Raw genomic sequence first — 8,030 nt, 5'->3', positions numbered from 1 at the left:
TGTCGCAACAGATTTACAGTCTGCCCCCTTTGGCCACTCGGGAACCCATCCAAAATTACTCTGACAGTTAAAAATCATATCATAATAAGGTGAAAAAATCAAGGGGATTTTGTTTGTTTTTGTATTTTTTTATAATGCAGCGGCGCTGCCGCCCTCGTCCCGGTCATCATACGGCCGGGATGCGGACGGCGGCGCTTTGTTTTCCCCGTCTCTCCCGTCGGAAAAACAGGTTTTTACAGTTCTGCCGCCACCAATACAGCCGAACCGACCGGCGGCAGTTCTATCTCCAGCATCCCTTTTCTTACATCATATCTTACGGAACCTGCGTTGTATCCCTCCTCGTAGGTGAGCATCCTGCGTTCCATCTGTTCGGAATCGGTCACTCCCACCGGCCAGACCGGCACCGAATATGTCTTAGCCTCATGGCAGGTATTGATAATGACGACTCCCCGGCTCTCTTTTCTCCCGTCTTCGCCGCGGTTAAAGCGGCCGTAAGCGATCATTCCCCAGTCTGCGGCAAGCTGTATCAGAGAACCGGTCCTGAATGCCGGATTTCTCTTTCTGATCCCCGTCATGTAGCGGTGGAATTCGATCAGTTCCAGGTCTTCATTGCCCCAGGGATACGTCCGTCTGTTATCCGGATCCGTCCAACCACAGACACCGGCCTCATCGCCGTAATAGATGGTTGGCGCTCCCGGCCATGTCATCTGGATAACAACCCCCTGGCGGAATATGCCGTAGCTGATGCCTTCGGAGGCAGCCGCCGCTCCCGCCGTAGCGAGTCTTCCCGGCCTCCTGTTGGTCCTGGTCAAAAACCGTGAGTGATCGTGGTTGGACAGCTCGTTCATCGCCGTCATCAGCGAAGGCGTCTGCATCCGGCACATGTGATAACGCATTGTGTCAAAAAACGCCTGTCCGTCGCCGTACAGAGCTTCGTTCGCCTCATCGCTGTGTTTCTCAAGCCCCGTCAGGAACCAGGACACCGGCTCCATAAACGCGTCGTAATTCATCACCGTGTCCCACTCATCTCCCTGAAGCCAGCCGCTCGGATCCCCGTAATGCTCGGCAAGCACCACGGCCTCGGGATTGGCCTCCTTGACCGCTTTCCTGAAATCCTTCCAGAACTGGTGGTTGAATTCCCCGGTCCTTCCCAGGTCGGCGGCAACATCCAATCTCCATCCGTCCGCATTAAACGGCGGCGAAACCCACTTTTTTCCGATCTCCAAAATATATTGGTACAGTTCCGGCGACTCCTCATAATTGAGCTTCGGCAGCGTCGAATGCCCCCACCAGCCGTCATAGCTGTCGTTGAACGGCCAGTTTTCCGCATTGTTAAACTTGAAGAAGTTCCTGTACGGACTTTTATCCGAAACATAGGCTCCCGGAGGATATCCTCCCTCGTGCTGGTAAATCAGCTCCGCATCCAGCCACTTATTGAAGGAACCGCAGTGGTTAAACACGCCGTCGATAATCACCCTGATTCCCTTCTCATGGGCCGCTTCCACAAACCTTGCAAAAAACAGGTCGCTGGCCAGCAGATTCTCCTCATCCGCCGTCCTGGCCGTGTATTTGCCCGCGTTGTCGTTATCCAGCGCATCAGGTTCCACCAGCAAATCCATATCGCGTTTAATCACGCCGAAATGAGGATCGACATGGTCATAGTCCTGGCAGTCATATTTATGGTTGGAAGGCGATACAAAGATGGGATTCAGGTAGATAGCCTCTACCTTCAGCCCTTTCAGGTAGCTGAGCTTATCCCAGATTCCTCTGAGATCGCCGCCGTAAAACCGTCTCACGTCCATTGCGGAAGGAAGTTCATTCCAGTCCCTGACCCGTTCCACCGGTTTTCCGATATAAATGTATTCATTCGTCTCCACATCATTGGAAGGATCTCCGTTGCAGAACCGGTCCACATAGATCTGATACATGACGGCTCCCTTGCACCAATTGGGTACAAAAAAGCCAGGAGTCATACAAAAAGACGCCTCCCGGTCCGGCTGTGCCACCGCTCCCATGCGTCCGTAAAAACAGATATCATCTTCACGGTCCACTCTGAAACAGTATCGCAAAACCTCCTCGCTGAGTATATAATCACAGCTATAATAATCAAACAGGCTGTCACTGTGACTGTACCCCATGTCACGCTCTTTCATTCGGCCCTGTCTGTCAAATTCTATAAAATAAACAGAATCCGCACCATCCCGTTCCGTACGGAAATAGAAAATTACTCTCTGCCCGGCATCCGCCTCGCAGGGATGTCGGTAATCCTCTGTCTCGTCGCAAAACAGCGCTTCTCTGTTAATCCTCTCCATGCCATTCCCTCTTTCTGCTATCATCTCTATTCTATATGATTCCCGTCAAATACACAACATAAAACCTCGATTCACCGACCGTTTCCGACAAAAAAGTCTTTTTTTTACCGCATTACCGCCCAGCGCCGTGATATGCCGTTTCAGGGCAGTAAAAAGGCCAGCGGGGTAGCTGGCCTTTTTAGGAGAAGGTATTTCGTTCTTATGGGGTGTAGCAAAAACTATATAATGTATTGGGGGGGGTTACGAGTATTATAATAGCACAGGTATCAAAATAAGTGTGCACAAACATCATAGAATTTATAACTCTTTTTTGTGCATTTTGGGGACGGTGTTTTTATCCCGCTAAAGCAGTTCTTATCAAAACGCACAAAGGCCGCTGCAATCAACACATTTTGATTGTAGCGGCCTTACCGGGAGCCGTTAAAAGGCCCATATAACGTCATTCTAAAGCGTATTAATCGAACAGGGCCTCAAATTCTCCCTGGCCTATCTTTTCTTTCTCAAGGAGCAGTTCACAACACTTGTGCAGGACGTCCTCGTGTTCCAGAATCAGCTTTTTAGCCTTCTCATGGCAGCTGTCGATAATATTCTTTACCTCGCTGTCAATCGTGCTGGCAACCACCTCGCCGTAGCTGCGGGCGTGCGCCAGGTCGCGGCCGATGAACACCTCGTTGCTGTCCCCGCCGTAGTTGATCATTCCGACTTTATCGGACATACCGTACTCCGTAACCATCGCTCTCGCTATCGATGTGGCCTGTTTGATATCCTGGGAGGCGCCGGTCGTGATATCGTCGAAGATAATCTCCTCGGCTATCCGTCCGCCCAGGGAAACCATGATGTTCTGAAGCATCTTCCCCCTGGTCATATGCATGTCGTCCGTCTCCGGCAGCGGCATCGTATATCCCGCCGCGCCCACGCCGGTCGGAATGATGGACACCGTATGGACCGGTCCGACGTCGGGAAGCACATGGAAGAGAATGGCGTGGCCGGCTTCATGGTAGGCCGTGATTCTCTTATCCTTCTCGGAAATCACCTTGCTCTTCTTCTCAGCGCCGATTCCAACTTTGATAAACGCTTTTTCAATGTCGGTCTGCATCAGGAATTTCCTTCCCTCTTTTGCCGCATTGATGGCTGCTTCGTTCATCAGGTTCTCAAGATCCGCTCCGGTAAAGCCGGACGTAGTCTGTGCAACGCGGTGAAGGTTTACATCTTCCCCCAGCGGTTTATCCTTTGTGTGGACGGCCAGAATTTCCTCGCGCCCTTTCACATCCGGCCTTCCAACCGCCACTTTTCTGTCGAAACGGCCGGGTCGTAAAATCGCCGGGTCAAGGATATCCACCCTGTTGGTGGCAGCCATGACAATAATTCCCTCATTGACGCCAAAACCGTCCATCTCTACAAGAAGCTGGTTCAGGGTCTGCTCTCTCTCATCGTGGCCTCCGCCCATGCCGGTTCCCCTCTGGCGGGCCACGGCGTCAATCTCGTCAATAAATACGATACACGGCGCGTTCTTCTTGGCATCCTCAAATAAATCGCGGACACGGGAAGCTCCGACACCGACAAACATCTCCACAAAGTCGGAACCGGAAATAGAGAAGAACGGAACTCCCGCTTCTCCGGCCACCGCCTTGGCAAGAAGTGTCTTACCTGTTCCGGGAGGGCCTACCAGTAACACGCCCTTGGGGATTCTTGCCCCCACTCCCGTATACTTCTGCGGATTCTTAAGGAAATCCACGATCTCTTCCAGTTCTTCCTTCTCCTCCTGGAGCCCCGCAACCTTTGTAAAATTGATATTGCTGGTGTGGCTCATCTTGGCGCGGCTCTTGCCGAAGTTCATCATCTTGGCATTGGCTCCGCCGCCGGAACGGGAATTCATGAACACAAAGAAAAAGATGAGCACGCCGGCCGATAGTGCAATCGGAAGAATTACGGTCATGAAATAATTATCCTGCTGAACCTCTCCCACTTTGTACGTAATGCCCGCATCTCTCAGAGCCATCTCGATTTCTTTCGTATCGAGAACGTAAAAATCCTGTTTCTCACCGGATGACATGTAAAGCTCGATCTCGCCCGTCGGAGTCTCCCGGTTGGGCTTAATGACCGCACTGCTGATGCTTCCGTTCTCCAGGTTCACCATGAAGTCCGTATAGCTGATCTTTCCCGGTGTAAATATACTCTGGTTTCTTGTACTGAATAACATGACGAGGAGCATTACAAGGATCAGAAGTCCCATGCCTCCTCCAAATGACTGCCGCTGTTTCAACTGGCTTCCTCCTTATACTTCCACTACTCCTATATATGGTAAATTCCGGTATTTCTGATCATAATCAAGACCGTAACCCACTACAAATTCATCCGGGATTGTAAAACAGGTATACTTAACCTGTACCTGCTTCTTCACACGGCGCTCCGGTTTGTCAAGCAGGGTGCAGAGCTCAATGCTCTTCGGGTTTCTCTGTTTCAGAACTTCGATCAGGTAGGCGAGTGTCCTTCCGGAATCAATGATGTCTTCCACGATAATGACTTCTTTTCCCTCCAGTGGTTCATCCAGATCCTTTACGATCTTAACCACGCCGCTGGACTTCGTTCCTGCTCCATAGCTGGATACGGACATGAAATCAAGGGAAACGGATAAATCCAGGCGCTTTGCCAGCTCGCAGGTGAAAAACACACCGCCCTTTAAGATACAGATTAAATGAACGTGTCTCCCCGCATAGTCTGCGTTAATCTGCGCCGCCACCTCGCTGATTCTTTTATTTACTTCCTCTTCTGTTAATAATACCCTGATTTTATCGGCCACTGTCTGTTCCTCCGTCTAACTGTACTTGTAATATGTTTTTCGTCTGTTCCGTTACCTTGTAATATTCACTGATCCGGTATCCTACAATCCACAAAACATGGCTTCCCTCGGCCAGAAGCAAAATCTCACTGCGCTTCTCCCGGGGGATTTTTTCGTCGATCATAAAGGATTTTACCGTCTTCCTGCCCCCCGGCGCCAGTGTGATATAATCACCGGTGCGGCGGTTCCTGACAGATAACGTATCTTTTATTTTATCATAATCAAACCATTTCGTATACTGGTTTTTGGGAATTTCCTCTTGATTTTGGAAGGGAAATACCTGAATATCCATCCGTGGGACCGCGTCCATGCGCTTATCCTGCCCACCGGTAAATTCGTCCCGGATATCCGGCTTGTCCTCTCTCCGGCTGAAATTAATTCTGCCGTATTGATTCACGGCCTTCAGGCCGTACGGCAGATCCACTTCTTTTCCCGTCCCCTTTTCCATCAGTTCCAGGACGCTGTCGATATGCCTGGCCGTGATGTCTTTCAGGGGACAGCCCATATTCCGAAGGATACCCCTTACCACATAACCTCTTATAACTCTGTCTTCTCTCAGCAGCTCCGGTGCAGAAAAACCGGGCTGTCCGTCTACACTATGCAGTCCAATCCAATTCCATGCCGTTTTTTCCAGATATTCGTCGGCCTCCCGGATCCGCTCTCCCGCCCTCAGGATATTCTGTACCGCCTGCTCATTGACGGACGATGTGATAACGGGCATAAGTTCGTTACGGATTTTGTTCCTGGTATAGTCATTCTCCCGGTTGGTGGAATCCTCCACATATTTAATCCCGCAGCTTCGGAGCCACTCCACGATTTCTTCCCGCCGCGCCCACAAAACAGGGCGGATAATCCTCCCCCTGACCGGCGCAATCCCGGACAGGCCCTTTAGTCCCGTTCCGCGGAACAGGTTATGGAGAATGGTCTCGGCGCTGTCATTGCCGTGGTGGGCCGTGGCTATCCTTATCTCACCGGCATCGCATGAACCGGCCTTTTTCTTTTCCTGCTGCCACGAGAGGGCCTCTTCCTCCAGAATCCTGTATCTGGCCAGGCGCCCTGCTTCCTCTACGGAAATTCCCTGCTTCTTTGCCTCCTCGGACGCCCTGATTTTTACAAGCTTAAAAGGGATGTCCCGCTCTCTGCAAAGTGTTTCCGAGAATGCGGCATCCCTGTCCGCCTCCTCTCCCCGGAGGCCGTGATGCACGTGGACCGCCCGAAGTCCGATTCCAAGTTCTTCCTTCAGACACCACAAAATGTGCAGCAGACAGACGGAATCTGCTCCACCCGACAGGCCTACGATTACACCGTCTCCCCGTTCAATCATATGATTCTTTTTAATATAATCAAAGGTTTCTTTCTTCATTTCCTCATTTCCTGCCGCTGTTTGCCTACAGTATACAGGAATTCCGGCGGTTCCACAAGGCCTGCCGCCGCTTTTAATGATGTTTTGCCTTACCGCTCAAAAATCCCGCCCACCAGGACGGTCATGTCATCGCTCGGCTCCTCCTCAAAGGATGCGGCAAATTCCAGGATACGCTCGGCCATCTCCTGCGGGTTGCCCGCGCCGGTCCCCTCCAGAAAATCTATCAGGGTCTCCTCCTTGCATTCTCCCGGAAGCGCCTCCAGAACGCCGTCGCTGACCATGATAATCCGGTCGTTGTCCCACATCTTTCGGGACAGCAGCACCGGCTCGACTGATTTTACAATTCCCATTGGGACGTCTCCCGCCTCCAGGACCTCCACGCCGTCGTGGCCCTGGATAAAGGTAGGCACGGCGCCCAGCTTCATTGCTTCCAGCACACCCGTGTAGAGATCGACGCAGCACAAATCGAGCGTTGCGGGATTCTGCTCCGCCCCCGCGAGAAGAAGCACCGTGTTGACCAGTTTCAGAGCTGACCTGGCGGAAAATCCTGTCTCCAGAAGCTGCTGTGTCAGCTCCACCACCTTACTGCTGTCCTCACACGCCAGGGGGCCGCTTCCCATGCCGTCCGACAGGCTCATAATGACCTGCCTGGGAAGTCCTTCATAGATGGTAAAATTATCGCCGGAAACCATCTCCCCGCCCTTAGCCGCTTTGGCGACTCCATGGAGCATCCTGTATTTCCCTTCCTCAATAAAGCGGAAGGTGGCCGCATTCCTGGTGATAATGCTCTTGCTGTCTTTTGCCGCGCTCCATTTTCTTCCGGCCATAGCCCGTCCCACCAGTTCGGAGGCGTCGCGGGCGGTCATGCACTTGCCGTTGGTGCTGCGTATTGTGAGAAACGCTTCCTTCTGCTCGTTTTCATACTCCAGCATCAGCATATTTTCCACCTTCATATGGTGGCGCCGGAATATGTATTTAATCTGTTCTTCCCAGTCACCCGTGATGTCCGTCGCATTCTCCATCTGCCCTGAAAATTCTTCCAGAATCGAGGCCAGCTCACGAAACTGCACGATCACGGTATCCCTGCTCTCCAGGAACCTGTTTTTCCATGACAGGTTCATTGTGGCCCGTCCAAGGTTCCTGTTCAAATGCAGCACATAGTCGTCTTTTTTCCTGCATGCCTCATTGAACAGCCTGGGCATGTCCTCCATATCAATCTTTCCCTTCTGCTCAAAGGCCCGGAGAAGGTAATAAAGGTAATAGCTGTCATCCCTCCTGCTGCCGGAGTACAGGTTGCATTTCATGCACTCCCCGCAGACGGCCGCCGCCGCTGTCTGCATGGCCGCCAGGCCGTCATCCTTTGTAAGCTGCCTTCCGCCCCCGATTTCATCCGCAAACGCCTGAGCCAGACCGCTAAGTGACATCGCCATATCTTTCAGGCGTCTGGCCGTATAGACATTGACATCTGCCATGTCTCTATGTAAACTCTTCTTTTTAAGCACAAAAATCCCTCCTA

Annotated in this window: 5 protein-coding genes; all 5 read right to left on the bottom strand. The window is 51.9% G+C overall.

Annotated features, from left to right (window positions below; genetic code table 11):
* Positions 1 to 233: 233 nt before the first annotated feature.
* Positions 234 to 2,312 (bottom strand): glycoside hydrolase family 13 protein, encoded by a 2,079-nt coding sequence (locus tag QZT18_RS17285; RefSeq protein WP_294149760.1) that lies wholly within the window; start codon positions 2,310 to 2,312, stop codon positions 234 to 236.
* Between the two features lie 454 nt (positions 2,313 to 2,766).
* Positions 2,767 to 4,545 carry an ATP-dependent zinc metalloprotease FtsH gene (gene ftsH / locus QZT18_RS17280; protein WP_366925916.1) on the bottom strand — a complete coding sequence of 593 codons (1,779 nt, stop codon included), beginning with the start codon at positions 4,543 to 4,545 and terminating at the stop codon, positions 2,767 to 2,769.
* 42 nt (positions 4,546 to 4,587) lie between these two features.
* Positions 4,588 to 5,112, bottom strand: coding sequence for a hypoxanthine phosphoribosyltransferase (gene hpt, locus QZT18_RS17275; protein ID WP_125141252.1), 525 nt, complete (start codon positions 5,110 to 5,112; stop codon positions 4,588 to 4,590).
* The gene (gene tilS / locus QZT18_RS17270) at positions 5,102 to 6,514 is read right to left on the bottom strand and encodes a tRNA lysidine(34) synthetase TilS (RefSeq protein ID WP_294149754.1); all 1,413 of its coding nucleotides are present in this window, start codon (positions 6,512 to 6,514) and stop codon (positions 5,102 to 5,104) included. Before tilS ends, hpt begins: the two co-directional genes overlap by 11 nt.
* A gap of 89 nt (positions 6,515 to 6,603) precedes the next feature.
* Positions 6,604 to 8,016, bottom strand: coding sequence for a SpoIIE family protein phosphatase (locus tag QZT18_RS17265; RefSeq protein WP_366925915.1), 1,413 nt, complete (start codon positions 8,014 to 8,016; stop codon positions 6,604 to 6,606).
* Positions 8,017 to 8,030: the final 14 nt, after the last annotated feature.

This window comes from uncultured Clostridium sp., assembly GCF_900547735.1.
In the GTDB taxonomy this organism is placed as follows: domain Bacteria; phylum Bacillota; class Clostridia; order Lachnospirales; family Lachnospiraceae; genus Otoolea.
The sequence above is the reverse complement of the archived record's forward strand: the minus strand, read 5'-3'. Positions and strand labels throughout refer to the sequence as shown.

What these genes read in the sequence shown, in the direction of transcription:
- ftsH (WP_366925916.1), bottom strand. Translation starts at nt 4,545, where the DNA reads ATGGGACTTCTGATCCTTGTAATGCTCCTCGTCATGTTATTCAGTACA.
- tilS (WP_294149754.1), bottom strand. Translation starts at nt 6,514, where the DNA reads ATGAAGAAAGAAACCTTTGATTATATTAAAAAGAATCATATGATTGAA.
- QZT18_RS17285 (WP_294149760.1), bottom strand. Translation starts at nt 2,312, where the DNA reads ATGGAGAGGATTAACAGAGAAGCGCTGTTTTGCGACGAGACAGAGGAT.